The organism is Pseudomonas entomophila (assembly GCF_029193575.1).
Taxonomy (GTDB): domain Bacteria; phylum Pseudomonadota; class Gammaproteobacteria; order Pseudomonadales; family Pseudomonadaceae; genus Aquipseudomonas; species Aquipseudomonas entomophila_G.
In genome coordinates, this window is the sequence record NZ_JARGCS010000033.1 from 145,793 (window position 1) to 172,262 (window position 26,470).

Genomic DNA, 26,470 nt, shown 5'->3' on the forward strand with positions numbered 1-26,470 from the left:
GATGCCACAGCACGACACACCATCTACACGGGTCTTCAGCTTCTACTACATCGCCATCGACACCGAGGCTGGCGTCACGCCGACGCAATTCGAGACCTTCGTGCGTGAGCGGGGAGTGCACATTCCCTGCTACCCCGGTTGGAGCTGGACCTTGTTGCGCGGCCTTCGCGGCGAGCGAACCGGGCAGTACCTGATGCTGTTCGAAATCGACAGCGTCGAGCAACGCGACCGCTACATCGGCGCGGACGGCAACAAGACCGAGCAGGCCCGGCGATTCTGGCGCGATCACCCGCAGGCGCTGGAACTGCTCGCCGAGTGGAAGCGCTACGGCACCTTCAGCGAATTGCCGACGATTTTCACCGACTACCGGCTGCTGGCGGAAAACCGCAACAGCACCGTGCCGCCGGGGCCGCGCTACCAGGCGCGGCCCGGGCAGGCGCCGATCGCCCGGGTGATCGGCCTGCACACCCTGGCCCTGCGCCCGGATGTGCAGGCCCACACCTTCGAGACGTTCATCGCCGAGAACCACGCGCGCATCGAAGACTACCCGGACTGGAAGTTCCACCTGCTCAAGGGCGAGCGCGGCAACCGCCTGGATCCCTACGTGGTGATGATGGAGATCGCCAGCCTCGAGGCGCTCGACGTGTTCTACCCGGAGCCGGACATCGCCACCGACGAGGCGGCGAAGTTCGCCCAGGCACACCGCGACACCAAACAGATGTACGAGGAGTGGAAGCAACTGGCGTCGTTTTCCGGCTCGCCGCAGCTTTACACCGACTACCTGGCGGTGGCGCAGAGCCTGAGCTGAGGTGATTCCCCGGCCCGTGACGCGTGCGCGGGCCGTTGCAACCCTACGAGGTTTCTTGTCGTGAATACCCGAGTGCTCGACCCCCTGCTGGCGACGAACCTGCGCCAGCAGGGGGCTACCCGCCGTATCTTTTTCATCGCCGGGCTCGGCATGGCGTGCTGGGCGCCGCTGATTCCCTACGTCAAGGCGCGGCTGGGCGTCGACGATGGCCTCCTGGGCCTGTTGCTGTTCTGCATCGCCGCGGGGTCCATGCTGGTGATGCCGTTCGCCGGCCGGGCCATCGACCGCTTCGGTTGCCGCAGCCTGATCCTGGCCTGTGCAGCGGTGTTCTGCCTGGTGCTGCCGTTCATGATGCACGCCGACTCCCCCGTGCAGATCGGCATCGCCCTGCTGGCCTTCGGTGCGGTGAATGGCTTGTTGGATGTGTCGATGAATGCCCAGGCGGTGATCGTCGAGCGCGACAGCGGCCAAGCGAAGATGTCCGGCTTCCATGGTTTCTACAGCATTGGCAGCGTCGCCGGGGCCGGTGGCGTGAGCCTGCTGCTGTGGGCCGGGCTGGCACCCTTGCAAGCGATCACGCTGGTTGTCGCGGTGATGGCGTTGCTGGCCTGGCAGGCGGCCGGCCACCTGCTGCGCCGGCGCCCGCAGGCAGCCCGCGAGGCCAGTGGCACGTTCCAGGCACTGGCCCAGCCCGGGATCCTGCTCATCGCGCTGCTGTGCTTTTTCATTTTCATGATCGAAGGCGCGATGCTCGACTGGTCGGCGGTGTTTCTGCACGCCGAGCGTGGCCTGGACAAGCGCCATGCCGGCTTCGGTTTCACCCTGTACGCCATTGCCGTGGCGCTGTGCCGCTTGCAGGGCGATCGCCTGGTCGACGCCATCGGTCGACCCCGCCTGCTGATGCTTGGCGCCGGTTGTGCGGCGATCGGCCTGCTGTCGATCGTCACGCTGCAGCAGCCGGCCCTGGCCCTGGGCGGGTTCATCCTGGTGGGCGTCGGCCTGTCCAACATCGTGCCGATCCTGTTCAACGTCGCCGGCAACCATCCCGGCTTTGCGCCTGGCTTCGCCTTGTCGGCGGTCACCCTGATTGGCTACACCGGCCTGCTCAGTGGCCCGGCGCTGATCGGTTTCATTGCCCAGCACGCGAGCCTCACCGCTGCCTTTGGCGCGGGTGGGGTGGTCATGCTGGCGGTGTGCGCCAGTGCTCGACGCATCCTTCGCTGAGGCCTGGCGCCTCGTCCCTGACGTCATCAACCCCTGGAGTCATCATGAGTCAAGCAACCGCGGCGGTGTTCAGCCTGCACTACATTGGCCTCAACCTGAAAAAGGGTGTGACGGCCAGCCATTTCGAAGCCTTCGTGCGCGAGCGTGGGGTAGGCATCCCGGCCTACCCAGGCTGGCGCTGGACCTTGCTCAAGGGCCTGCGCGGCGAGCGGGAAAACCAGTACCTGATGCTGTTCGAAGCCCCCAGCGCCGAAGACTACGCCTTTTATATCGACAGCAACGGCGACCCGACCGCCCATGCGCGTGACTTCTGGCAGCAGCATGACCAGGCCCTGGCGCTGATTGCCGAATGGAAGACCTTTGCCACCTACGCCGAGCGACCGACGATCTTCTCCACCTACGCCTTGTTGGCGCAGAACGACAAAAGCTCACTGGCCGAAGGCCCCAACTACCGCGCGGCCCCTGGTCAGCCACCGCAGGCACGGGTGGTGGGCATCCATAACCTGGCGCTGCGCCCTGGAGTGACGACACAAGCCTTCGACGCCTTCATCACCGGCAATGTCCAGCGCATCGACGACTACCCCGGTTGGAAATTCCATATGCTCAAAGGGCAGGGCGGTAGCCGCATCGACCAGTACGCGGTGATGCTGGAAATCGAGAGCCTCGCGTCGTTGAACGCCTTCCACCCCGGGATGGACGTGGCCACCGAAAAATCCCTGACGTTCGTGCGCGAGCACCCCGAAAGCGAGCGTATGTACGACGAGTGGCGGCAGTTGGCATCGTTCTCGGGCGCGCCGCAGCTGTACACCGACTACATCGCCATCGCGGGCAACGGCGACTGAGGGTAGCCGCCCGCGCTCATCGCGAACCCCGCCAAAGATGGGGCCGCGATGAGCGCTGTCAGCGGCTCACAGGCACACCGGTTTCTGGACCCCACCTCCGACCCTCGCCCCTTTGAATGCTTCGGGCGTTGCCTCGACGCGTTTTCAAGGGCAGAATCGCGCCTTGGTTACATGGTACATACCACAGTACGAAACCCAAGGAGTTCCTAATGCCCCGTGGCGGTGTAGACAAGGCAGCTGTGCGGCACGCACGCCAGGCGCTGATTGCCCGTGGTGAACATCCCAGTATCGATGCGGTACGTATTGAACTAGGCAACACAGGTTCGAAAACCACCATCCATCGCTACCTCAAGGAGCTGGAGGCCCAGCCGTCCCAGGCACAACTGGGCAGTGCTGCGTTGAGCGCGCCCTTGACCCTTTTGGTCGAACAGTTGGCGGCCCAACTGCAAGAGGAGGCCCAGGCCCGCATCGACGCCGCCGAAGCCGCCTTCGAAGAGCAACGCGAGCAGCTTCAGGCCCAGGTGGAGCTGGCCCGGCAAGCACTGGCCGCCGCGCACCAACAGCAGCAGGTCCAGGCCAACGCCTTGGCCGCTGAATCGGAGCGCCTCGCGGCCACCCAGAACAGTCTCCAGGCCGAACAACTGCGCAACGCCACCCTCAACCAGGCCGTGGGCGACTTGCAGTTGCGCGTGGCCGACAAGGACGAGCAGATGCAGAAGTTGCAGGCAGAGATCCAGCGTTTGCAGCAAGGCCTGGCGTTCAGGCAGGAGGAGGCCACGCGCCTGCACCGCGACAACGAACGGCTGCAAGCGCAAAGCCGCCAGGGCGCAGAAGCGCGCAAGGTGCTGCAAGAGCAGTTGGAGCAGCGTGATGCCCAAGTGCAGGGGCTGCGCTCGATCCTGGCCCAGGCCCAGGGCGCCAGCGATGAAATGCGCCGGCAGCTACAGGTCTGCACCCAGGAACTGGAAGCGAAGCGCGAGGCGTGCGTCGAGCAGGCGCGTCAGGTCGAGCGCTTGCAGGAGCGTCTGTCCCGATGCCTGGGGCGGGCCTCGACTGATTGAGGGGGGCTCACGGTCTTTGGTGCTTCTCTGGCGGCCCTCAGAGAAACGCCAGCATCCGCTTCACATCCGGCGGCGAGTCGGAGGCATTGGCCTTCTGCGCCCAGCGCAATGCCGCGGCACTGGCGATTTCCGAGCGTGACTCGATACTCCTGGCCACGCCGCCCACCGAACGATCACCGAAACCCAGCAACGAGCAGCCGTTGTTGATCAGCACGAAGAAGGCCATCACCCAGAACTTCCCGCAGGTCATGACACCAGCCCCTCGGCGTTGATGGCCGTGAGCGAAAGCATGAACACGATGTAGCCAAGGATCGCGACGTAGGCGCCTTGCTTGAATGAAGTGAGAAGGGCGGTGGCCATGCTGGCAGCTCCACAGGTTGCTTGTGAGGCCAAGCATGGCGAAGTCGAACAGTGCCGAGAAACGATGTTCAGCGATTCAGATTATCGATGAGCCTGATTATTGAGAAGGCTAATCGGTGCGATAGAGATCGATGGACGAGATGAGAGGCCGGGCAGGTTGTTCGCCCGGCTTCTCGCTCACCCCGAGCGTGGCAGCGACGCCGGCCCCAGCGCGCTACTCACCGGCGAGCCCGGCATCAGGGCCTCCTGCATGGTGCGCATTTTCAGCACGCTTTCGCGGTACTCGCTGTCCGGGTCCGAGCCACTCACCAGCCCGCACCCGGCGAACAGCGTCGCCTGGTCGCCCTTGAGCAGCGCGCAGCGCAGCGCCACGGCGAACTCGCCGTCGCCCTGGTCGTCTAGCCAGCCCACGGGCCCGGCATACCAGCCCCGGTCGAGCTGCTCGCACTGGCGGATGTACGCCAGCGCTTGCTGGCGTGGCAAGCCGCCCACGGCGGGCGTCGGGTGCAGGCGCTCGAGCACTTCGAGCAGGCCCATGCCTGGCTTGAGCTCGCCCTGCACCGGGGTGAGCAGGTGCTGGACATTGGGCAGTCGGTGCAGTTGCGCACGGCTGGCGATCTCCAGCGCTGTGCAGCAAGGCGCCAGATGTTGGCGCAGGCTGGCAACCACCATTTGGTGTTCGGCGTTGTCCTTGAGGCTGGCCAGCAGTTGCGCGCCGAGGCGGATGTCCTCCTCGCTGTCGCCTCCGCGTGGCGCGGTACCGGCCAGGGCCATGGTGTGCAGCGTGCGCTGCTTCACACGCAGCAGGCGCTCGGGGGTGGCGCCGAGAAAACAACTGCGCCCCCGGGCGAAGGCGAACAGGTAGGCGTTGGGCTGGCGTTCGCCCAGGCGCGCGAGGATGCGTTGCACCGGTTCGCGCACATGCAGCGCTTGGCAGCGGGCCAGCACCACTTTGTCCAGGTCACCGTGGCGCAGCGTGTGCACGGCGTTGCGCACATCCTGTGTCCACAGGTGCGGCAGTGGCTGGCGTTGGTACGGCGCGCGCGCGGGCAGCGTTCGCGGGGCCGGGCGGTCGAGGGCCTGGGCCCACTCCCTGGCCAGGCTCCAGGCCAGGTGCCGGCAATCGCTGTGGGTATTGACCAACGCGTTGATCACCAGTGTCGTCTGGCCTGCCGCCTGGCGAAGCTCGAAGCGCGGCAGGGTCAGCGCGGCATCGGGGAAGTCACGCCACAGGCGGGTGCGGGCCTTGTGCCGGTCGAAGGCGAAGCCGCCGAGCAGCGTCGGGCGATGCCCGCCCTGGACCTCGGCGCTTGCGGCTATCGCTTGCCAACGCGCTTGCAGGCTCGGCCAGGTTGCGGTGTCGATGCCGTTGAGTTCGAACGCCTGGCCCAGGCCGACGCGGTACTCGTCGTGCGCGGGCTGCTGCCACAGGCAGGCGGGTTGCAAGTGCTCACGGTTGGCGGCGAACAGCGTCAGAGGGTCAAGCGTTTGCCAGGGCTGGGAACAGGAGGCCAGCACCGGCCCGTGCGCGCCACTGCGGGCTTGGGCGCGCTCCAGGCACAGCAACAGCGTGTCGATGCAAAGGCGCGGGCTCATGCCGGTGTCTCCTGCGGGTGCAGGCGATACCAATGGTTGATCTGCTGGTTGATGAACCAGTGGATCAGGTCGCGGAAGAACGCTTCGCTTTCATCCACGGGCAGGCCTGCCGCCTTGGCCCACTGACGCCGGGCCTCGAGCATGGCGGTGACGCGCTCGGGGGCGGGGATGGCGTGCACATCGGCCTTGAAGCGGGTCGCCGCTTGCACGTAGGTCAGGCGCTCTGCCAGCAGCGCGACCAGGCGCTGGTCGAGGCGGTCGATGCCTTGGCGGATATCGTCGAGGCTCTGGCACTCGGCGGCGGTTCTGATGATGGTCATCGCGGTGCTCCTCTCACTGCGCCAGGGCGCTCAGGCGCTGTTTGTCGATCTTGCCCACGGCGGTCAGCGGCCAGGCCGCCAGCCACTCGAACTGGTCCGGCAGCTTGTCGTCGGCCAACCCCGCCGCGCGCAGGCGCTCACGCAGCGCCTGGCCTTCGCCGCGCGGCGGCTCGCCGAGGATGAAGGCGCAGATGCGCTCACCCAGCAGGCTGTCGGGCACGGCCACCACGACCGCCGCCTCGATGTCGGGCAAGGCATTGAGATGGGCTTCGATCAGGGCGGCGGAGATCTTTTCGCCGCTGCGCTGGATCTGCTCCTTGATTCGGCCCTCGACCACCAGGTTGCCGTCCTCGCGCCAGCGCGCCAGGTCGCCGCTGCGGTAGTAACCCTCGGCGGTGAAACTGTGCGCGTTGTGCTCGGCGGCGCGGTAGTAGCCGGCGATGGTGTAGGGCCCGCGCACCAGCAGCTCACCGACCTGGCCAGGCGCGACCGGCGCCAGGTCGGCATCGACCAGGCGCACGTCGTCATGCGGCGACAAAGGCCGGCCCTGGCTGCCGAGCACGATGTCGAGCGGGTCGTGCGGGCGGGTATAGCAGAGCAGGCCTTCGGCCATGCCGAACACCTGCTGCAAGGGCCAGCCGAGGTCTTCGACCAGGTGGCGCGCCAGTTGCGGGTCCAGGCGCGAGCCACCGACCTGCAGCAGTCTCAGGCTCGACAGGTCGCTGTCTTCCCACTCGCGGCCCTGTGCCCACAGCTGCGCCAGGGGCGGCACCAAGGCGACATGGCTGACGCGTTCCCGGGCGATCAGCGGCATCGCCACCTCGACGCTGGGGCTGTCGCCCAGCACCACCGTGGCCCCGACCGACAGGCTGCCGAGCACGCCAGGGCAGGCCAGGGTGAAGTTGTGCGCGCAGGGCAGCACGGTGAGGTACACGCTGTCTGGGCCAAGGGCGCACAGTTCGGCGGAATGGGCGAAGTTGTAGGCGTAGGCGGCGTGGCTGCGCGGGATCAGCTTCGGCGTGCCGGTCGTGCCGCCGGAGAGCAGCAACACGGCGGTGTCCGCCGGCGACACCGGTGGCGCGGCGGGGCACTCGCCGTCCAGCGAGGCCAGCGCGACGAAGGCCCCCGGCTCGCCATCGACCAGCACATGGGCCAGCGACGGTTGGCGCCGCTGGAGGTCGGCGGCCATGTCGCGGTAGTCGAAATCGCGTACCCGGTCGGGAATCAGGTAGGCGACCGGCTGCGCCAGTTGGCACAGGGCTTCGATGTCCTGGGCGCGCTGGGTCGGCATCGCGAGGATCGGCAGCGCGCCCAGGCGCATCACCGCAAACAGGGCTGTGACGAAGCCAATGCCATTGGGCAGTTGCAGCATGATCCGGTCACCGGCCTGGATGCCCAGGGCGGCAAGCCCGCCTGCCAGGCGCGAAACGCGCCGGTCGAGATCGCTGTAGCTCAGCCGCAGGTCGCCGGCGACCAGGGCGGTACGCGGGCCGTGGACGCTGGCCCAGTGCGCCAGGCGCTGGGCCAGCGTCATGTTCATGAAGGGGTGCAAGGGGTCGACGATAGGGGGGCGTGCGCGGTTCATGGGCGGTCTCGTCAAGGTTGGAAAAGGCGGATGCTGTGATCGATGAAGGTGTGCAGGTGCGAGGCGAAGGCACGGGGACGCTGGGTCAGGTAGAAGTGATCGCCCGCGACGGCCTGTTGCTGCCAAGGGCCATCCAGCCAATGGGCCCAAGCGGCGACCTCGTCGGCGCTGGCCTCGGCATCGTGGCTGCCGTGCAGCAGCAGGGTCGGGGTGCGCACGTTCGGGCGCCCCGGTTGCAGCGCGCGGTGGTAGCCCTCGGTGGCCTGGAAGTCGGCGCGCAGCAGCGGCATGAACACCTGCAGCAGCGCGGCGTCCTGGCGCAGGGTTTCGCTGCACCCGCCGATGGCCACCAACTGCTCGATGAATCGCGTGTCGTCCAGGTGGCTGAGCAGGCGCCGGCCCGTCAGGTGCGGCGCGTGGCACGCCGACAGCACCAGGCCGTCCGGCGGCGCGCCGGCCTGCTCCAGCAGCAGGCAGGTCTCGAAGGCCACCTGCGCGCCCATGCTGTGGCCGGCCAGCAACAACGGCACATCGGTGGCGGGCAAGGCCAGGATCGTCTCGGCCAGTTGCTCGGCCAGCGGCCATACCTGGCGCGCGCAAGGCTCGTGCATGCGCTGGTCGCGGCCCGGGTAGATCGCCAGGGTGAGGTCCAGCCCAAGGTGCTCCAGGCCGCGCCAGCCGTGGAAGGCGCCGCCGCTGCCGCCCGCGAACGGGCACAGCAGCAGGTGCGCTTCGGCCTGCTCGGCACGCAGGCAGGGGCGCAGCACGGTCATACCGCTGCCTCCCCACGCAGCAGGTCGAGGTCCAGTGGCCGTGGCGCCGGCACCTGGCGCTGCTCGGCGGGCCCCGCGCAGCGCAGCACGTCCTGCCACAGCCGCGCCAGGGCCAGTTGGTAGCCGCCGTCCAGCCCCGACGGCAGTGGCTTGGCGTGTTCGACGTGCTCACGCAGGCGCTGCAGCAGCCAGGCCACGCCTGCCGGCCCCTCCACCTCGTGGGCACTGCGCCAGTCACGCGCGGCCGGCAGCAGCGGCGTGGCGGTGGGGCGGTCCTGGTAGCCGCCGAGGCTGGCGTAGAGGGTCTGGCGGTCATCGGCGTGGCTGTCGGCGTGCAGCGCCGGTGTCCAGTTGACCGGGCCGTGGCTGGCGTCCAGCGACAGGTAGCCGTTGGGCCAACCCAGGGTCATCTGGTGCATCACCAGGCTGTGCAGGTCCGGGTCGTCCGCGCTCATCCAGCGTTGCAGGCGCAACAACACGGTCTGACCGGGCAGCGCCAGGGCCAGCGTGTCGAAGTCCGCATCGCGCTGCGCCAGGCTGACCGGCGCGGGCGCCTGCCCGTCATCACCCAGGGCTTGCAGCAGCAGGTCTAGGCTGGAGTAGAGCAACTGGCGGCTGGTGGTCAGTTGCGCAAGGCTCGGCGAGCTGCCACCGAGCAGGGCGCGGACACGCCGGGCCGTATCGACCCAGCAACGCCCGGCCGGGGTGTGCGGGTAGAAGCCGTTGACCAGGTACAGGCGCCCCTGGGCCTGGGCCAGCGCCTGGTGACGGGCGATTTCGTCGGGGTGCACGGGGTGCTCCTGCACCACATGCAGGCCGCGTCGCAGCAGTTGCTCGACCCGTTCGCCCCCGGCACCGCCGACCACCGCCGAGCGCACCACCACACAGGCGATGTCCAGGTCGCCCGGCAGTTGCTCGATGGCGGTGTACAGCGGGATGCCGAAGGCGTTGGCCAGGGCCCGGGCGCGCGGGCTGCCGTTGGCCAGCAGCCCGGCCAGTTGCAGGCCGGGCTGTTCGACCAGGAAGCTGTTCAAGTACAGCTCGCCGAACTTGGCCCCGACCACCAGGACCTTCAAGGGAGCGTTGGGCTTAACGGCATGTGTCATGGGCGAACCTCTTCAGTGGCGGCGATCCACGCCGCGATGGTCTGGCAGGTGTGTGGCAGGTGCTGGTCGTCGAGCAGCAACTGCCAGTGGCCGCACGCCAGGCGCTGGCGCTGCGCCTGGGTGGCCCAGGCGGCCCAGTCCTGTTCGGCGGCGCACCAGTGCGCGGGGCGCTGCCCGGCCTCCAGCCACAGGCACGGCAGCGCCAATGCGCGCGGCTGGCGGTGCTCGGCGAGCAGGCGCAACAGGTGTTCGATGTGCGCCAGCCACGCCTCGGCCTGGGCGGGGGCGGGTGCCTGCTTGAGCAGGCCTGCCTGCACGGCGAGTTCGATGAAGGTCGCCAGCTGTTGCGCCTCGCTCCGTTGTTCGAAGTCCTCGGGCAAGGGCAGCGGGTTGGCCCCCTGGGCCATCAGACGCAGCAGCTCGGCGCGCTGGCTGAACTGGAAGTCGGCGCGGCAGACGGGGTCCAGCAGCACCAGGCGCACGGCTTCGCCGGCACCGTGCAACAGGTGCGCGGCGGCCTCGGCGAGGAAACTGCCATACGACCAGCCCAACAGCAGGTACGGGCCTTGTGGCTGCTGCCGACGGACCGCCTGCACATAGCGCTGGGCAAGGGCCTCGAGCGAGGCGGCGGGCTGTCCAGGGTCGGCTTGCAGGCCAAAGACTTGCAGGCCAAGCCCACGCGCCAGTGGCAGGTACGCGCTGATGTCGCCATCGGAGGCGTGGAACACGAACAGGCTTTGTGGGTGCGGGCCCCGGGCCAGGGCCAGCGGGTTGTCGTCCTGCGGCGCGTTGGCGGGCGCCAGGGTCGCGCAGAAATCGCCCAGGCGCGGGTGGTCGAACAGGCTACGCAAGCTGCTGCCGCCATACCCCAGGCGGTTGAGGCGGGCGATCATGCGCGTGGCGATCAGGCTGTCGCCGCCGCAGGCGAAGAAGTCACTGGCTTCGTGCACCGGCTGGCCGAGCAGTTCGTGCCACAGTTCTCCCACCTGGCGGAGCAAGGCGGGGGCAACAGCGGCGCTGCGCGGGGGCGCCGTCGCAGCGGTAGCCGCCGGCTCGATGCGTTGCGCCTGGCCCTGCTCGACCAGGCGCAGGCGCAGTGGCCAGCCCGCCTTGCCGGTGCCGAGACGCTCGGCCAGCGCCGGCAGGTCAAGGTGCGCGGGGGCTTCGGCGCGGGCCAGCATGAAGTGCTGGCGCATGCTGTCGTCGGCCTGCCGCGGCCAGTTCAGCACCCAGCTGAACCCCGCGCGTTGCACGGCTTCGCGCCAGCGCGGCAGGTCGAGCATGGCCTTGCCGTCGTCCGCGCGGGCATCTTCGAAGTCGCTGAGGTTCTCGATGAAGCCGATGCTCGCCAACTGCAAGGCGCTGTCGCGCTCGGTGGCTTCCACCAGCAACAGGTGCCCGCCCTCGCGCAGCAGGCCATGCAGGCGCCTGAGGCTGCGCGGCACGTTGACCACGTCGTGCAGGACGTTGACCGCGACGATCAGGTCATAACCTGGGTGCTGCTCGTGGTCGATGGGCCGGTTCAGGTCCAGTTCCGAGGCGCTGAACGCGGGCCAGGCGGCGAAACGCTCGCGCGCTTGCTCCAGGAACAGCTTGGAGATGTCGGTGAAGCGGTATTCACGCAGGTGACGTTCCAGCGCGGGCAGCAACTCGGCGGTGGTGGCGCCCGTGCCGGCACCGACTTCCAGCACGCGCAGGTCGCGGCGGCCTTCGGCGAGCGCCAGCGCCGCCTGGGTCACGCTGCGGTTCAGGCAGCGCAGCACCGGGTTCTCGCTGTAGAAGGCCCGCACCACGCGGTCGTCGCCTGCGAAGAGCAGGCCCAGTGCCGAGCGCTCGCCGCGAAACAACTCACCGTGCAGGCCGATGCAGGTGCGCAGGTAATCGCCCAGGGTCTGGCTCCAGGGTGCGGCAGGCAGCGGGGCGAGGGCGTGCGCAGGTTCGGGTAGCGCACGCACGCTGACATAATCCTGCGCCTGCCGACGCACCAGGCCTTCGTCGCACAGCAATGCCAGCCAACGCCGCACCAGGCCGCTAAAGCGCGGCAGCGCGCCGAGGCGGGCCATGACCTGGGGCAGGTCGTGGGCCTGCCCGGCGGCGGTGAACAGCCCGTGCTCACGCAAGGTAGCGATCACGCCCTCGCGCGCGCGTTGCTCCAGGGCGGCCCAGGTTTGCTGCACTTCCTCGCGCTCGGAGGCGTCCAGCCCCGGCAGGTCGCTGTCGGCCAGCGGCGAGACGGCCGCTGGGCTGTCGCTCTGGTCGCGTGGCGGCGCGGCGAGCAGGTTGCCCAGCAGACGGCACTGGCCACGGTCGATGTCGATGCGCGCGCCCAGCACGCCTGGCACCTGGCGCAGGCTGGCCTCCAAGGCCTGCACGTCCAGTGGCTCGCCGTCCAGGTGCACGGACCAGTCGTGGCGTGGCAGCGCCGGCAGGCTGTCGAAGGCCTGCGGCTGGTCGGCCAGGGCCTCAAGCAACTGCCGGTAGGCGTCGAACAGGCGCTGCTCGACCCCGTCGGCCAGCACATCGCGCATGCAATACCAGCTGAACACCAGCTCACCGTCGATTTCCATCACCTGGTGGTCGAGCCAAACCTGCGGCGTTTGCGTGAACACGTGCACCGGGTCGCCCAGCGTGGCGGTCATGGCCTGGTCGATGGCCTGGCCTTCCAGCGACATGCCGAGCATGCTGGTGAAAACCACCGGCATCGCCGGCTGGCGCGACTGGCCACGACGCCGGCCCAGCTCGCGCATCAGCTCCACGCCATTGACCGCGGTGTGCGCCAGGCGCTGCCACAGGCGCGCCTGGGTCGCTTGCATCAGCTCGCGCAGGCTGGCGCCGCGGCCGAGCTGGAAGTCGACCAGCAGCACCGAGGTGAAGTCGCCGATCAACTGCTGCACCTGCGGGTGCAGCGGGCGGCGGTTGAAGTAAGTGAGGTTGAGGGTGAAGTCCGGCGTGCGGCTTACGCTTTCCAGGGTATGGGCGAACAGCGTCAGCAACGCGGTCGAAGCGGTGATGCCGAGGTCTTGGCACTGGCGTTTCAGGCGGCTCCAGCGCGCGGTGTCGAGGCTGGCCTGCAAGGTGTGGAAGCGCGGCTGGCCGTTGACCGGCGCCTGGGCCATGGGCAGCTCGGGGGCACCGGGCAGGTAGTCCAGGGTGTCCATCCAGAAGCGCCAGGCCTGGCGCCATTGGGCACCCTCGCGCTGGGCGAGCTCGGCCATCACGTAGTCACGGAAGGTCAGTTGCAGGGGCTCGAGACGCTCGCCGGCATAGGCCCGTGCCAGGTCATCCATCATCACCTTGAAGCTCTGCACGTCGAACAGCAGCAGGTCGAGGTTCATGTGCAGGCGGCACAGCCCGTCGTCCAGTTCGCTGACGGTGACTTCGAACAGCGGCCAGCGGTCGGTGGGCGGCACGCGGTAGGACATCTGCTCGCGGATGTGCGCCAGGCGTTGCTCACGCGCCTGCGGGGTGAGGCCACGCAGGTCGGTGCGGGGCAACTGGTACCAGGGGGTGTTCTCCAGAATGCGCTGTCGACCGTCGCTGTCGACCACCATGCGCAGCATGTCGTGGCGAGCGATCAGCGCGTTCCAGGCCTGCTCGAAGCGCGCCAGGTCGAAGCTGGCGAGCGCTTTGTCCCACTCGAAAAGCACATGGCAGGCCACCCCGCCGTAGTCGATCAGGTCGGTGCGGCCCAGCCAGTAGGCGTGTTGGATCGGCGTCAGCGGGAAGGGTTCGTAGCGCTCGGCTGGGTTCGGTTGCAGGTCGCTGGGGTGGCGCGTTGTCGCCGTGGGCGCGGTGTCTAGCAGCAGGCTGGCCAGGCCCTGGATGCTCAGGTCGCGATAAGCGCGTTCGGCGTCCAGGCGCACGCCCAGCTCGCGCTGGATGGTGCTGCTCAGTTCGAGGAACAGCAGCGAGTCCAGGCCTCGTTGCATCAAGTCCTGGGTCGCGGCCAGCGGCTGCTCGGCGCTCAGGCGCAGTTGGCTGCGAATCGATGCCGTGAGCCAGGCGTGCAGGGCCTCGCGGTCGCTGCCCGGGTCGCCGGTGAGCGTGGGGGCGGGAAGGCGCTCGGCCATTCGAGGTGCCGTGGGGTGTGGGGACGCGGCAGCGCTTGGGGTGGGCGCGAACAGCTTGCGCGACGGGTCGATCCGCTGCGGCTCGATGCGCATCGCCAGGTGCCAGGGGGCGCCGCGCACCACGGCTTGCTCCAGGTGCCACAGCCCTTCGGCGGTGCTCAGCGTGCCCATGCCGGCCTGGGCCAGCTTGGCGTGCAGGCCATCGTCGGCGGCGCGGCCGACTTCGCCCCAGGCGCCCCAGGCGATGCTCAGGGTGCGCAGCGCACCGTGCGCCTGGGTATCGGCCAAACCGTCGAGGTAGGCGCTGGCCAAGGCATGGGCGCCCTGGCCCGGCGCGCCGAGGCTGGCGGCGGCGGAGGAGTACAGCAGCAGGTAACGGCCACCTTCCTGCAGGGCAGCCTGCAACTGGCGCGCGGCCTGGCACTTGACCTGCAGCAGCGGACCCAGGCGCCCGGCGTCGAGGTTGGCCAGCGGTGTGTCGTCGAGCCGCGCGGCGCAATGGATCGCGCCGGCCAGGCCACCTTCGCGGCGCAGGCTGTCGAGGGCGTCGGCCAGTGCGGCCGGTTCGCTGACGTCGCAGGCCAGCCAGCGCACCTCGATGCCGCAGGTTTGCGCGAAGTGCGCCTGCCACTGCTCGGCCTGCGCGCTGCGGCGTGGCGCGAGCAAGGCGATGCGCCGCGCGCCCTGTTGCGCAAGCCATGCCGCGCTGAGACGGCCCAGGCCGCCAAAGGCCCCGGTCACCAGGTGCCAGCCCGGCAACGCCAGGCTGGCCGCAGGCAACGCGGCAGCGGCATGGGCGTGCGGCACCAAGGCCTGCACCTGGGCCACGCCATCGCGCACGGCGATCCAGCGTTCCCCCGCCTGGGCGGCGCCTAGGCCAGGCAGCAGCGCTTGCCAGGGGGCCTGCTGCGCCAGGTCGATGATCGCCAGCGCTCGGTTGGGCTGTTCTGCACTGGCGACCCGCAGCAGGCCCCACAAGGCGCGCTGCTCGGGGGCTACGGCGTCGCTCGCGGCCAAGGGCCAGGCACCCCGGGTGACCACCAGCAAAGGTTGCTGGCGATCACGGCCCAGCGCGTCGAGCACCTGGGTGGCCATTTCACTCAGTTCAGCCGCTTCCACCACCAGCAGGCAAGCCTGCGCCTCGGGGTGGTGCGCGATACCCGCCGCCGCCAACGCTTCGCGGGCCTGTGGCGGTTCGACACGCAGGGCGAGCGGGGCGCTGCCGGCGCCAGGCAGGGCGCGCCAGTGCCATTGGTAGTGCGTGTCTGGCGCGGCTTGCAGACGGGGCAGTGCGCCGTGGGCGGGGCCGGTCTGGGCGAGCAGGCGCCAGTGGCCTTCGTCGTCGCGTTGGCTCAAGGCGACCTGCGCCGCACCGAAGGCGCCCGCGCGCCATTCGATGCCGAGGGCGTCGAGTCGTGCCGGCAGTGGCGGTGCCTCGGTGAACACGGGGGGGCGCCGGGTATCGCCATGACGGGCGGTCAGCGCGGCACACAGTTCGCCCAGGCGCCGCTGCCAGCGCACGCTATCGCCCTGGCAATCGCGCCAGTCGGCCTGGTAGCGGTGCTCGCCCAACTGGCGGCCGAGCAGCGCGCTGCCGCTGTCATGGCCGACCAGACCGGTGGTCGCCGCCGCGACGGCGGTGCGGGCCAGCAGGATGTGCTCGCTGATGCGCGCGGTTGGCGTGCCATCGTCGGGCAGCCAGTCGACACGCTCGAAGCCGCTTTCCAGGCACTGGCGCTGCCAGTGCGCGGTGGACAGGAACAGCTCGCCGCCCCGGGCGGCTTGGTCGTGCAGAGGCAGCACCAGCGGCCCGAAGACGAAGTCGAACAGGCGCATCGGCCGGGTGATCTCGCGCATCAACAGCGCGCCGCCGGGTTTGAGCAGCGGGCGCAGGTTGCCCAGCGTGTCGCCGATGTGCTGAGTGGCGTGGATGACGTTGGCCGCCACGATCAAATCGTAGTGACCGTCGCTGAAACCTTGCTCGGCGGCAGGCTTGTGCAGGTCGAACTGTTGGTACTCGACGAAATCGAAGGCGCCGAACTTCTCTTGTGCGCGGCGGCTGAACAGCGGCGAGATGTCGGTGAAGCAATAGCGCACGTCGGCAACCTCTGCCAGTTCGGGCAGCAGCCAGGCGGTGGTGCCACCCGTGCCGCCACCCACTTCCAGGATGCGCAGCGGCGCGCCGCCGGCCTGCTGCTTCTGGCGCACCAGGCCGGCCACCACGCCAGCGGCGATCTGGTTGAAGTAGCGGCCATAGCTGAACTGCTGGTACAGCACCTCGACGCCGCTGGATGCGCTTTGCGGGAAGATCACCGCCACCGGCTCGACGCTGCCGCTCATCATCGCGAACAACTGCTCACCGGCACGCTCGACGGTATCGGCAATCACCTCCAGGCCTTCGCAGCAGCCGCGCAGCTCAACGAGCAGCGCGGCATGGCGGGCGTGCGGCAGTGCTTCGGCGCTGTGGTAGCGATCGTGCTCGAGGCGGTAGTAGCCGTCCTCGGCGCAGGCGCGCAGCAGGCGTTCGAGCAATTGCCGGTGGCGCGGCAGCAAGCGCCCGCCGCGCAAGACCTGCAACGCGGTCACGCCGTGGTCGATCGCGTCGCCCACGCACTGGCGCACCAGTTTATCGACGTACAGGCCATGCAGCTCGGTGACGCAGCGATACAGGCGCTCCAGGCGCGGCAGGTCGAGGGCGGCGGCCTCACGCTCGATGACCAGACGCCCGCCTTGCAGCAGCAAGTCCTGGGTCGGGGCGGGCGCTGCCTGGGTAGGGGCGGCGGCACACCAATAGCGTTGCTCGTCGAAAGGGTAAAGCGGCGCGTCGCCGCGCAGGCCACGGCTGGGCAGCAGGCTGCGCCAGTCGAGGTTCAGCCCGGCGGCGAACAGTTTGAGCAAGGCTTCGCGTTGAAGCTCGGTGCTGGCCTTGTGGCGACGAGCGCTGGCGACCCACGCGCAGCGCGTGGGGAAGCTGCGCTTGCCGATGCTGGCGAGCGGCGCGTCGGCACCGACTTCCAGCGCCACGCCGATACCCTGGTCGAGCGCCGCTTGCAGTGCTTGATGGAAGCGCACAGGCTCGCGCAGGTGGCGGCGCCAGTAATCGGCCTGGTCCAGTGTTTCCAGGGCCAGCACCTGGCCGGTGAGGGTGGAGATCACCGGTGTCTTGCCGGGGGCCGCCTGCAAGGAGGCACAGGCGTGCTGCCAGGCATCGAGGATCGGCTCGAGCAGCCGGGAGTGCGCGGCGCCCGCCACGCCCAAGGGCGTGCAGCGGATCTGCCGGGCTTGCAGGGCCTGGGCCAACGCTTCGATGGCGGGGGCGGCGCCCGAGGCCACCAGGTGCTCCTCGGCGTTGTACACGGCGACTTCCACGCCGTGCGCCTCGGCCAACGGGGCAAGCCGCGCCGGGGTGCAGAACACCGCGAGCATGCGCCCGTCGGCACCGCTCTGGTGCATCAGCTGGCCGCGGCGAATGACCAGCGGCAGCAGCGTTTCCAAGGGGTAGTGGCCGGCGATCACGCAGGCGGCGAACTCACCCACCGAGTGGCCGATCAGCAGGTCTGGGCTCAGGCCCTGCTCGCGCCAGTGCGCGGCCATGGCCACGGTGAAGGCGACGATGGCCGGTTGGGCGTAGTCCATGCGGTCGATCAGCGCGCCGTGCTCGCCGAACATCACCTCGCGCAGGGGCGGGTCCAGGTGGCCCGCCGCACAGGCGAAGGCGCGGTCCAGGCTCTGGGTGAAAGCCGGTGCGACGCCGTAAAGGTCAAGGCCCATGCCCGCCCACTGGCTGCCTTGGCCGCTGCACAACCACAGCTGCTGGCCATCGTGGCGCAGGCCTACGTGCAACAGGGCATCGTCGCTGCCTTGGGCATAGGCCTGCAGGGCGTGGGCGGTTTCCTCGTGCAGCGGTACGGCCAGGCGCTGCGGCAAGTCGAGCTGGCGCGCGTGCAACGCGGTGTGCGCCAGGTGCGCGGGCGCATCGCCTGAGCCGAGACGTTCGGCGTAGGCGCCCGCCAAGCGGCGCAGCGACGCTTCGCTGGCGGCGCTGAGCAGCAGCGCATCGGCCCGGGGCGTGGCGAGGGTGGGGCGCAACGGCTCGGGCAGCGCCTCGACGATCATGTGGCAATTGGTGCCGCCGATGCCGAACGAAGAGACCCCGGCGCGACGCGGCCCGGCAGGCCAGTCCAGGGCCTCGCGCGGCACGTGGAACGGGCTCTGCTCAAGTTTGAGCGCGGGGTTGGGGCGCTGGAAATGCACGCACGGCGGGATCTTGCCATGGCGCACCGCAAGCACGGTCTTGATCAGGCTGGCGATGCCCGCCGCGGTGTCGAGGTGGCCCAGGTTGCCCTTGACCGAGCCCAGCGCGCAGCCGCCGATGTCGCTGCGTTCGGCGAACGCTTCGCGCAGGGCCTGCAGCTCGATCGGGTCACCCAGTGGGGTTCCGGTGCCGTGGGCCTCGAGCATGCCGATGCTGGCCGCCTCGACATCGGCCAGCAGCAGCGCATCGCGGATCACCTCGCGCTGGCCGAGCACCGAAGGGGCGGTGTAGCCAACCTTGTGGCTGCCGTCGTTGTTGATCGCGCTGGCGCGCAGCACCGCGAGAATCGGGTCGTTGTCGCGCAGCGCGTCGTCCAGCCGGCGCAGCACCACCGCACCCACGCCGTTGCCGGCGAAAGTGCCCTGGGCGTCGGCGTCGAACGGGCGGCAGCGCCCGTCTGGCGAGAAGATCATGCCCGGCTGGTAGCGGTAGCCGGCCTGTTGCGGAAACGACACTGCCACGCCACCGGCCACGGCCATCGCGCACTCGCCACTGCGCAGGCTTTCGCAGGCCATGTGCACGGCCACCAGTGAGCTGGAGCAGGCGGTCTGCACGGTGATCGCCGGGCCGCGCAGGTTGAGCTTGTAGGCGGCGCGGCTGGCCAGGTAGTCCTTGTCGTTGCCCATCAGCGCTTGCAGGCCCTTGACCTGGGCGACCTCGGTGACGCGGATGGCCTCGCGGCCGGGGTAGGTGCTCAGGCGCCCCGAGGCGAACACGCCGGTCTTGTGCGGCACCTCGCGCGGGGCGAAGCCGGCGTGCTCCAGGGCGTGCCAGACGGTTTGCAGGAACAGGCGCTGCTGCGGGTCGATCGACTCGGCTTCCTGCGGTGAGTAGCCGAACAGCGTGGCATCGAAGTACTCGGGCCGCTCGACGGTCGAGGCGACATTGACGAAATCCGGGTGGTCGACCAGCGCCGGGTCCAACCCGGCGGCCAGCAGCTCGTCACGGCTGAACCGGCGGCTGCATTCGCGCCCCGCCAGCAGGTTGAGCCAGAACTGATGGCTGTCGTGGGCTTCGGGGAAACGGCAGGCCAGGCCAACCACGGCGATGGGTTCGCTGGTGCCGTAGAAGGCGTCAGACGTGAGCATTGAGAACCTCTTGGGCAGTCTGGGTAGACGTGTGCGCAGCGAGCCCGCGTTCCAGGCGTCGGCGCAGGTGGTAGGCGGGCCACAGGCTCAGGCAGGCGATCGTCGCCAGGCCTGCCAGCAGCAGCGGGTAGCCGGCGTGGTGGGCGACTTGCAGGGCCGCCATCGAGGCGAGCATGGCCACCGAGGCATCGACCGATTGCAGCAAGGCGTAGTCGGAGGCGGGCTGGTGCGGGCGCACCACGCCCATCAGCAGGTTGTAGAGCACCACGAAGCTGATCGCCGCCGCGACGTTGACCAGGAAGAACAGCGCCAGCCAGGCATCGAGGCTGTACAACCGGGCGCCAACGGCCGCCGCCAAGGCGATGGCTGCGTGCAGCGCCATGGCCGGCAGCAGCACGCGCCAGGTGCCCAGGCGCCGCGCCAGCCAGCCGCCGAGCCATACGCCGATGCCGCTGGCGAGGATGCCGTAGACGCTGCTCGCCAGGCCAAGGTCCACCAATGCCAGGCCTTGGTCGAGCAGCAGCACGGTCTGCACGGCCATCAGCCCGCGCATGGCCAGGTAGTAGAGGGCGGTCAGGGCCAGGGCGGGCCACAGGCTGGCGATGCTGGCCAGGCCCAGGCGTGGACGCTGTTGCGGCGGGGCCTGGGTGTGCGGGCGTGTCAGCAGGGTCGCGGGCAGCAACAGGGCCAACGACAGCCCGGCCATGCCGAAGAACCCGGCCTGCCAGCCCCAGCGTTCGGCCAGGAACAGGAACACGAACGAGCCGAAGACGATACCGAGGTAGCTGCCGCCGACCTGCGCGGTATTGGCGTAGGGCCGTTGCGTCGCATCGCAGGTGGTGATGGTGATGCCGTCGGCATAGATATCGTGGCTGGCCGACAGCGACGCCAGCAGCATCAAGGCCCCGAGAATGGCGTAGAGCGACCGCTCCGGCGCCAGGCAACCGATGACCAGCAGGGTCGCGGCCATCGCCAGTTGCAGCAGCACCAGGCTGCCGAGGAAGCGGTTGCCGCGCAGGGTCATGCTGTGGCGCTCGCACCAGGGCGCCCAGAGGAACTTGCCGAGCCAGGGCAGGAAGGTCAGCGACAGCAGGCTCAGGCTGGCCAGGTCCAGGCCCTGATAGCGGAAGTAGCCGACCACGCCCTGCAGCATCAGCGCGGTCAGCATGCCTTGGTGCAGGTAGTAGCACCAATACGGCAGGTAGCGCTTCATGCCTCACCTCCGGCGCGCCGCAGGCGCCGGGCCGTGCGCAGTTCGCGCTGGGCCTGGCGCGAAGGCTCCAGGCTCGAGGGCGCGTGGGCGGACGGTTGCAAGTGCAGGGCCAGGGCGTGGGCGTTGGGGTAGCCGAACACGTCGGTCACCTGAAGGTGCGGGTGGCCCGACTGGGTCAGGCGAATGTGCAGTTGCACCAGCTTCAGCGAGCTGGCCCCGGCGTCGAAGAAGTTCTGTCGACTGTCGCGCAGCGGTGTGCCCACCACCTCGTGGAACGCCTGGCGAATGCGTTCTATCAGCCCTTCGTCGGCCAGTGCCGTCGGGTCGGGCGCGGCAACCGGCGCCGTGGCGCCAGGCAGCGGCAGCGAAGGTGCGTGGCGGCTGCGCGGCACCAGGTTGTCCAGCGCTTGCGACCACGCCTCGGGGTGCTCGGCCAGTTGACGCAACAGGGCGGTGTACTGGTCGAACATCGCCTGCAGCACGGCCGGGTCGAACAGCGCCTGAACGGCATCCCAGTTCAGGCACAGCTCACCCTCGGACTCGTAGACCTGATGGTCGAGCCAGGTCTGCGGGGTTTGCGAAATGCCCCACACGGGCTTGAGCCATGACGATTGCGCCAGGAACCGGCCCTTGTCGAAGCCCAGCGCGCTGGTGAACACCACGGGCATCTGCGCGGCCGCCCGGCCCTGGCGGCCCGCCAGCTCGCGCATCACCCGGATCGCCGAGTGGCTGCGGTGGCCGAGGTCGCGCCACAGCCGCTGTTGCAGGCCTTGCGCACTGTCCAGCCACTGCTCGGCGGGGTGCCAGGCCAACAGCAGCAGCGAGGTGAAGTCACCCAGTACCTGGTCGATGTGCGGGTGCAGGGGCTGGCGGTCGAACAGGGTCAGGTTGAGGGTCAGCTCGCGCTCGCGGCTCCAGGCCGACAGTACGGCGGCGAAGGCGCTCAGCAGCAGGCCCGAGGGGGTCAGCTGATGCTGCTGGGCGCGGGCCTTGAGACGCTCCCAGGTGGCGGCCGGCAGGCGCTCCGCCAGGCGCACGAAGCGTGGCGTGCCGACACTCGCCGGGTCGCGCAGCAGCGGCAGGGCGGGAGCCGGGGGCAGGCGGTCGAGGCGGCGTTGCCAGTAGGCCAGGGCCGAGGCGGACGGCGGCTGGCTGGCCAACAGCACCTGGTAGTCGCGGAAACCGATGTCGATGGGCGGCAGTTCGAGCGCGGGCTGCACGTACAGGGCTTCCAGTTCGGCCAGCAGAATCTGCATGCTCAGGCCGTCGAGCAGCAGGTTGTCGAGGCTGACGAACAGGCGGCTGCCTGGGCCGTCAGCCTCGACCACCTGCACGTCGAACAGCGGCCAGCTGGCGGGGTCCAGCACTTGATGCGACAGGCGCTCGCGCAGGGCTTGGGCGACCTCGCCGTGCAGCGCTTCGACCCGGTGGCGGCGCGGCACGAAGGCTGGCACCTGTTCGAGCACTTGCAACTGGCCGTCGCGCACCACCGCGCGCAGGCTGTCGTGGCGTGCGATCAGGCGCTGCCAGGCGGCGTTCAGGCGTTCGTGGTCCAGGCCCTGGACTTCGAATTCGACGAAAAAGTGCGCACCCACGCCGCCAAGGGCGAAGCCGGGCTGGCGGCCGACCCAGTAGGCCTGTTGCACGTCGCTCAGCGCGAACGGCTGGTAGCGGTTGGCGGGGTCGTGGCGCAGGGCGGTGGGCGTCGCGTGAGGGTCGGCGGCCAGGGTGGCGGCGAAGGCACCGAGGGACGGAAAGTTGAACAGGTCGTCGAGCTGGGCGCGGTAGCCCTGGCTGGCCAGCTCGCCGATCAAGCGGGTGGCCAGCAGGCTGTCGCCGCCCAACTGGAAGAACTGGCTGTCGCGGTGCAGAGGGCCGCAGGCCAGCAGCGCTTGCCAGAGCCGCGCCAGCAGGTGCTCGGCCTCGCCGTCGAGCGCCTGGGGCTGCGCTTGAGTCGCTGGCGAAGGTTTGCAGCGCTGGGCCAGGGCCTGGTGGTCGACCTTGCCGTTGGCGGTCAACGGCAGGGCAGCGAGAAAGTGCAGGCGCTGCGGGATCATGTAGCTGGGCAGCTCATTGGCCAGGGCTTGGGTCAACTTGCCGGGGTCAGGGCGCAGCACGCGGTCTGGGGCGCGCAGCACCAGGCGTTGCAGGTCGCCCAAGCGGTCGGCTTGCTCCAGGGTGGCGCCGGCCTGAGCCAGCAGCGCTTGCCAGTGGGCGCTGTCACGCAGGCGCTCGGCGGTGCTGCGGCCCTGTTCGATCAGGTCGCTGCTGACCAACGCCAGGTGCGAGGCACGCGCCAGTTCCCACACGCACAGCGCCGCGCCCGGCGCGCAGTACTTGAGCCAGCGTTGCAGCGTGGCGAGCGGGTCGTCCAGCCGGTGCAGGGCGTTGTTGATCAGCAACAGGTCGGCGCTGTGCAGCAACTCCGCCAGCGCGCTGTCGTCGTCGCGCAGGGCCTGGGCGCTGGGGTTGCTGACGAAACGCTCGCGGGCCTTGGCAACCAGGCTGGGCGAAGTGTCGAGGGCGGTGTAGTGCAGTTGGCCGGCTGGCAGCGCGCGCAGCAGGCGGGCACCGACCAGGCCGCTGCGCGCGTCGGTTTGCAGCAGGCGCACCGGGCGCTGCAACTGTTGGCTGAGGCGCGTGATGCTGGCGGCCAGTTGCGCCAGCGCCACATCGCTTTCGGGGCCTTGCAGCAGCAGGTGTTCGGGCGACCAGAAGGGGTGTTCGAGCAGCAGGCGGGCGTCGCGCTCGCCCCGCAGGATCGCACCGAGGCCTTCGTGATGAGCGTTCAGTGCCTCGGCCAGCTCGCCCTGGGCGGGTGCCGGTGTTGCCGGCGGCGTGGCGAGCAGCTCGAGCCAGCGGCCGATCAACCCCTGCCATTGCGGCGCGCAGCCATACGTCTGGATGATGTGGTCGACGCTGGTGGGCAGGGCCACGCCGTTGAGGCGCAGGTGCTGGGCGAGAAAGTCGGCTACGAGGGCGTCGCTGGCGTGGTCTTCGTCAAGCGCGTGCGCGGCCAGCCAGTCGTGGTAACGGGCCGGCGTGCGTGGGTCACCGAGCAGGGGGCTGCACAGTGCGTCGCCCTGGGGCACGACGAAGGCCACCAGGGCTTTTTCACGGTCGCCCACGGTGGTGGTGATTGCGCTCTTCACGCCTTCGAGACGGTTGAACGCGGCATCGATCTCGCCCAGCTCGATACGGTAGCCGCCGACCTTGACCTGCTTGTCACGGCGGCCCAGGAACTCCAGCGTACCGTCCGGCCAGTAGCAACCCAGGTCACCGGTGCGGTACCAACGCTCGCCCGCCACCTCGACGAACTGCCGCGCGCTGCGCTCGGGGTCGTTGAAATAGCCTTGGGCGACCCCGACGCCACCGATCCACAGCTCACCCGGCACCCAGTCGGGGCAGTCGCGGCCCAGGTCGTCGACCACCCGGTAGCACTGGTTGTCCAACGGCGTGCCATAGGGGATCGAGCGCCAATGCGCCGGTACTTCGGCAACGGTCAGGGTATTCGACCAGATCGCCGCTTCCGTGGCCCCGCCCATGGCGACGAAGCGGCCATCGGCGCGGTAGGCATGGTAGCGCGCGGGCAGGTCGAGGCCGATCCAGTCGCCGGAGAGCATCGCCAGGCGCAGGCGCCCCGGGGCGTTCAGGGCGAAACCTTCGCTGTAGGTGATGAGCATGTCGAGCAGCGCCGGCACGCTGTTCCACAGGGTGATGCCGTGGCGTTCGATCAGTTCGCACCACAGCGCCGGGTCACGGCGTTGCTGTTCGTTGACCAGCACCATGGCGCCACCCGCGGCCAGCACGCCGAAGATGTCGTACACCGACAGGTCGAAGTGCAGGGCCGACAGCGCCAGCACCCGGTCGCTCGCAGTGATCGCGTGGCGGCGATTGATGTCGACGCAGGTGTTCAGCGCACTCTGGTGGCTGATCACCACGCCCTTGGGCTCACCGGTCGAGCCGGAGGTGTAGATGATGTACGCCGGCTGTTGCGCCGACACGGCGACGGGGGTTGCCTGGGGTTCGGCGAGGATCGCGTCCTGCCAGTGCAGCAGGTCGTCGATGCCGGCATCGCACGGCTCGCTGGCACTGCCGATCACGCACTTGACCCCCGCGCCGCGATAGATGCCCAAACGCCGTGCCAGCGGTTGGTCGGGTGGCACTGGCACGTAGGTGGCGCCGGCATGCAGGATGCCGAGCACGGCGATGACCTGGCCGATGTCCTTGCCCATGCTCACCGCCACCGTGTCGCCAGCACTCACGCCGCGGACCTGCAACGCCCCGGCCAGGCGCCGGGCCTGGTCGGCCAGTTGGGCGAAGGTCAGTTGGCGTTGCTCCTGGAGCAAGGCGATGGCCTGGGGGGCCCGCCGCGCCTGGGCGAACACCGCTTCGTGCAACAGCCCGGTGGGCAGTGGGCAGGCCGTGGCGTTGACCTGCGCGCGCACCTCGCGCTGGGCCTGGGGCATCAGTTCGGGCAGGGCGCAGGTCCAGTGCGCGACGTCTTCGGTCAGGGCCAGCACCTGGGCGAAATAGGTGTCGAACAGGGTGTCGACCAGCCCATCGGGGAACAGCGCCAGGTTGCTGTCCCATTGCAGGTAGACCTGGCCCTGGTGCTCGAAGGCCAGGTGGTCGATCCACACCTGCGGGGTTTGCGAGATGCCCCAGCCGAGCGCGCCGATGCTGTCGACGTCGGCTTCGCCGAACAACGGGCGGCCCAGGTTGCTGGTGAACACCAGCGGCGCGCCGTGGGGGTGGCGCTGGCGTTTTTTCAGCTCGCGCAATACCTGCACCCCCGACCACGCGCTGTGTTCGTGTGCCTCGGCGAAGCTGCGCTGGTTGGCCTGGGCCAGTTCGGCGAAGCTCGCCCCGGCGCACGCCACGGGCAGCGGCAGGATGTTGGTGAAGTCGGCGATCATGCCGGCCACGGCCGGGTGCAGCGGCTGGCGGTCGAACAGGGTCAGGTTCATCAGCAGGCGCTGCTGGCCGCTCCAGCGCGCCAGCACGGCGCTGAACAGGGTGACCAGGGCCATGGTCGGGGTGACCCCGCAGCGTCCGGCATGTTCGCGAAACGCTTGCCACTGGAGGGCGTCGAGCTGGCCCCGGCGACGGCTGATGCGCACCGGGTCGATGCGCTCCGGCTCCTTGGCCAGGGGCAACTGCGGCGCCAAGGGCAGGTCGTCGAGGCGGGCCAGCCACCAGTCCCGGGCGGCGGCTTCGCGGCCCTGGTCGCGGCGTTGCAGGTCGGCCAGGTAGCTGGCGAAGTCGTAGTCGTCGGCCACGGCGGGCAAGGGCTTGCCCGTGAGCAAGGCGATCAGTTCCTCGAACAGCTGGTTGAAGCTGGCGGCGTCGGTCACCAGCAGGTCGATGTTGACCAATAGGCGGTGGCGGCCCTCGGGCAGCAGGCAGAGTTGAAAGTCGAAGGTTTCGCCGCGTTCGACGTGCAGGCGGCGGTGGCCGAGCTGTTCGCGCAAGCCGAGCAGGCGCTGCTCGCGCTCGGCGGTCGCCAGCGCGCGCAGGTTGTGCACCTGTAGGCCGGGCCAGGCGCTGTGCGGGTGCCATTGCTGGGCGCCGTGGGCGAGCAGGCGCACCTTGAGCATCGGGTGACGCTCGATCAGCCGGTGGATCGCCGGTTCCAGCCGTTCGGCGCTCAGGCCATGGCCGTCGAACTCCTGGTAGAGGTGGCAACCCACACCCCCCAGCGGTTGCTCCTTGGAGCGCCCCACCAGGTAGGCGTGCTGCACCGGGGTCAAGGCGAAGGGCTGGCCGTCGCGCAGGGTGGGCAAGGGGCTGGCGGCGCAGGCGGGCATGGCTGCCGTGGCGCTGCCGTGCAGCAAGGCGCGCCAGCCGGCCAGGGTCGGCTGTTCGTACAGCGCGCTGAGGGTGAGTGTGTAGCCCTGGCGCCGGAAGCGGTTGAGCCAGGCCATGAGGTGCATCGAATCCAGCCCGAGCTTGAGCAGGTTGGCGTCCTCGGCCAGTTCGGCCAGCGGCAGGCGCAACTGGTCGGCCAGCGCCTGGCCCAGGGTGTTCGGGTCGACGGCGAGGGCCTGGGGTGAGGGCGGGGCGCTACTGTTCGATGTGTGCATGGTGAGACTCCATCCAGACAGGT

At 69.5% G+C, this 26,470-nt stretch carries 13 protein-coding genes; 4 read left to right on the forward strand and 9 right to left on the reverse strand.

Annotation, left to right across the window (positions count from 1 at the left end; all coding sequences use genetic code 11):
* The first annotated feature begins 1 nt into the window (after window position 1).
* From P0Y43_RS15880 to P0Y43_RS15895, 4 genes are all read left to right on the forward strand, one after another.
* Window positions 2-808 carry a hypothetical protein gene (locus tag P0Y43_RS15880; protein ID WP_275638222.1) on the forward strand — a complete coding sequence of 269 codons (807 nt, stop codon included), beginning with the start codon at window positions 2-4 and terminating at the stop codon, window positions 806-808.
* Window positions 809-868: 60 nt separating this feature from the next.
* Complete coding sequence (locus tag P0Y43_RS15885) at window positions 869-2,032, forward strand: MFS transporter (protein WP_275638223.1); 1,164 nt, start codon at window positions 869-871, stop codon at window positions 2,030-2,032.
* Window positions 2,033-2,076: 44 nt separating this feature from the next.
* A complete protein-coding gene (locus P0Y43_RS15890) occupies window positions 2,077-2,874 on the forward strand; it encodes a hypothetical protein (RefSeq protein WP_275638225.1) in 798 nt (265 codons plus the stop codon).
* Between the two features lie 209 nt (window positions 2,875-3,083).
* A complete protein-coding gene (locus P0Y43_RS15895) occupies window positions 3,084-3,935 on the forward strand; it encodes a DNA-binding protein (protein ID WP_275638227.1) in 852 nt (283 codons plus the stop codon).
* A gap of 37 nt (window positions 3,936-3,972) precedes the next feature.
* On the opposite strand, the gene P0Y43_RS15900 is transcribed toward P0Y43_RS15895, so the two are convergent.
* From P0Y43_RS15900 to P0Y43_RS15940, 9 genes are all read right to left on the reverse strand, one after another.
* A complete protein-coding gene (locus P0Y43_RS15900) occupies window positions 3,973-4,185 on the reverse strand; it encodes a hypothetical protein (RefSeq protein ID WP_275638229.1) in 213 nt (70 codons plus the stop codon).
* A gap of 287 nt (window positions 4,186-4,472) precedes the next feature.
* Window positions 4,473-5,891 carry an isochorismate synthase gene (locus P0Y43_RS15905; protein ID WP_275638230.1) on the reverse strand — a complete coding sequence of 473 codons (1,419 nt, stop codon included), beginning with the start codon at window positions 5,889-5,891 and terminating at the stop codon, window positions 4,473-4,475.
* Complete coding sequence (locus P0Y43_RS15910; protein WP_275638231.1) at window positions 5,888-6,211, reverse strand: isochorismate lyase; 324 nt, start codon at window positions 6,209-6,211, stop codon at window positions 5,888-5,890. Before P0Y43_RS15910 ends, P0Y43_RS15905 begins: the two co-directional genes overlap by 4 nt.
* A 13-nt stretch (window positions 6,212-6,224) precedes the next feature.
* Window positions 6,225-7,796, reverse strand: coding sequence for a (2,3-dihydroxybenzoyl)adenylate synthase (locus P0Y43_RS15915; RefSeq protein ID WP_275638232.1), 1,572 nt, complete (start codon window positions 7,794-7,796; stop codon window positions 6,225-6,227).
* A gap of 11 nt (window positions 7,797-7,807) precedes the next feature.
* On the reverse strand, window positions 7,808-8,569 hold the full coding sequence (locus P0Y43_RS15920) for a thioesterase II family protein (protein WP_275638233.1): 762 nt from the start codon (window positions 8,567-8,569) through the stop codon (window positions 7,808-7,810).
* Complete coding sequence (locus tag P0Y43_RS15925) at window positions 8,566-9,675, reverse strand: Gfo/Idh/MocA family oxidoreductase (protein WP_275638234.1); 1,110 nt, start codon at window positions 9,673-9,675, stop codon at window positions 8,566-8,568. The genes P0Y43_RS15920 and P0Y43_RS15925 overlap by 4 nt, the downstream gene beginning before the upstream one ends.
* Window positions 9,672-19,148, reverse strand: coding sequence for a type I polyketide synthase (locus P0Y43_RS15930; protein ID WP_275638235.1), 9,477 nt, complete (start codon window positions 19,146-19,148; stop codon window positions 9,672-9,674). Before P0Y43_RS15930 ends, P0Y43_RS15925 begins: the two co-directional genes overlap by 4 nt.
* Window positions 19,135-20,361: an MFS transporter gene (locus tag P0Y43_RS15935; RefSeq protein ID WP_275638236.1), complete on the reverse strand. Its 1,227-nt coding sequence runs from the start codon at window positions 20,359-20,361 to the stop codon at window positions 19,135-19,137. Before P0Y43_RS15935 ends, P0Y43_RS15930 begins: the two co-directional genes overlap by 14 nt.
* A complete protein-coding gene (locus P0Y43_RS15940; RefSeq protein WP_275638237.1) occupies window positions 20,358-26,447 on the reverse strand; it encodes a non-ribosomal peptide synthetase in 6,090 nt (2,029 codons plus the stop codon). Before P0Y43_RS15940 ends, P0Y43_RS15935 begins: the two co-directional genes overlap by 4 nt.
* Window positions 26,448-26,470: the final 23 nt, after the last annotated feature.